This is a genomic window from Teichococcus deserti (assembly GCF_001982615.1).
GTDB classification, from domain to species: domain Bacteria; phylum Pseudomonadota; class Alphaproteobacteria; order Acetobacterales; family Acetobacteraceae; genus Pseudoroseomonas; species Pseudoroseomonas deserti.
Genome location: NZ_MLCO01000353.1, coordinates 1 through 1,590 on the forward strand (window position 1 = coordinate 1; position 1,590 = coordinate 1,590).

Annotated in this window: 3 protein-coding genes; all 3 read left to right on the forward strand. The window is 71.6% G+C overall.

What is annotated here, in order from left to right; translation table 11 throughout:
* The first annotated feature begins 107 nt into the window (after nucleotides 1-107).
* Nucleotides 108-554, forward strand: a complete 447-nt coding sequence (locus BKE38_RS32975) for a hypothetical protein (RefSeq protein ID WP_076960277.1) — start codon at nucleotides 108-110, stop codon at nucleotides 552-554.
* Between the two features lie 92 nt (nucleotides 555-646).
* On the forward strand, nucleotides 647-883 hold the full coding sequence (locus BKE38_RS32980) for a hypothetical protein (protein WP_076960278.1): 237 nt from the start codon (nucleotides 647-649) through the stop codon (nucleotides 881-883).
* Nucleotides 880-1,590, forward strand: a 711-nt coding sequence (locus tag BKE38_RS32985; protein WP_207553686.1) for an alpha/beta hydrolase family protein, incomplete at its 3' end; no start/stop codon positions are given. The genes BKE38_RS32980 and BKE38_RS32985, both read left to right, overlap by 4 nt.

The following is a 1,590-nucleotide window of genomic DNA, read 5'->3' on the forward strand; positions in this document are numbered from 1 at the left end:
TCCAGCGGCCTCGCGGCTTGATCATGGGTTCGGCACGCGTGCCGGCGTCAGGCTTGAGGCTGCTTTCCACGCCCCATAATGTCGCGCCTCCCTTACGGAGCCGCTTGATGCGCCATCTTGTTCTGGCCGCCGCCTTTGCCTTGGCTGCCTGCGCCCAGACGTCGGATCCAGCGGCCTCGCGCGCATCGAGGACGGCTTCGCCCAGACCAGCCGCCGCGACGGCCTCGCAGCGCGCGGCCGCTCCGCAGGCCGATGTCCGGCAGCTTGCGGCAACCCCTGATCAGCTGCGCCGCTACGAGCAGGCCGTCGCCAGAGACCTTCGTGACCCGAGATTTTCGTCGACCTACCTGGTCGGGAGCGATGGCGACAAAGGCCTGTGCGGCTTCGTCAGCGAGAAGGCCGACAATGGCCGATACACCCCCAGGAGGATGTTCTACGCGTCCCTGGTCGACATCGAGGCCGGTGACACGGCCACAGCCATCGCGGCGCCTCCTTTGATCGCGTCGAAAGTTCCTCTCGCGACCATTCGTGAGAAGTGCGGGACGGGGCGCTGAGACTGGCGGGGGCAGGGTGAAGAAGGGCTCGCTTCAGCGGAGGAAGGTTCGTTAGACCAGCCGCAGACCTTCCATCCCGGAGAATGCCCGCCATGGATCAAGCCCGGATCGCTGCCACGCCCGATGCAGGGGCCGAGGGCACCCCGCCGCAGCCGCTGCATCCGGCGGAGATGAAGGCCCGCGTCGCGCTGACGCTGGGCGGCGGCCGCTCCTTCGTCGCGACGGCCCGGACCACGCCGGCCGGGCTGGTGGCGGCGGGGGTGCTGGTGTCGTCCATCCTGCTCTCGGTCGCGCTGCTGGTCAGGGTGGCCAAGCCGGGCGGCCGATGAGGCCGGCGCCGGCGTCACCGCCGAAGCCCGGCCTGTGGCGCCGCGTCGTCCCCGCCGCGCTGCTGCTTCTTGCCGCCTGTGCCAGCACTGTCGCCGATTTCCAGGAGGTGCCGCAGCCGGTCGCCGGCCCGGAGGTCGGCCATGTGGTGCTGTTCACCGGGCTGAACTGGTCGGGCGAGAGCCACCGCGCCACCGGCACCGATGCCCTGGCGCAGCTGATCCGCGGCGAAGGCGTCCCCGCCACGCTCTACCGCCCCGGCGAATGGGAGCAGGCGGCGCAGGACGTGCTGCAGCGCGCGCCGCGGCCGGCTGTCATCGCGGTCTATGGCTATTCGGCCGGCAGCAGCGCCGCCGCGCGCTTCGCCCGACGGCTGGAGGAGGCCGGCATCCCGGTCGAGACCATGCTGCTGCTGGAGGCCTGGAACCCCACCGAGGTGCCCTGCGGCGTCCGGCTCGCGGTGCAGTACCGCTTGGAAGCGGGCAGTCCCTTGTCGCCCGCCCGCCCAGGATGCACCGCGCTGCGCGACAGGCTGATCGATGCGAGCTGGGTGGCCCGGGGGGTGCTCGGGCATCTCAGCGTGGCGGTCGATCCTGACGTCCTGCAGCTGCTGCGGCGGGAGCTTGTCCAGGACGGCAGGGTCCGGCGGCAGGGTCATCCTGACGACGCCGCGCGCCGCGACGGCATCTCCCCCGCCGCTGGACACCCC

Excerpts from the sequence above, each read along its gene's own strand:
- BKE38_RS32975 (WP_076960277.1), top strand. The coding sequence starts at position 108 with ATGCGCCATCTTGTTCTGGCCGCCGCCTTTGCCTTGGCTGCCTGCGCC.
- BKE38_RS32980 (WP_076960278.1), top strand. The coding sequence starts at position 647 with ATGGATCAAGCCCGGATCGCTGCCACGCCCGATGCAGGGGCCGAGGGC.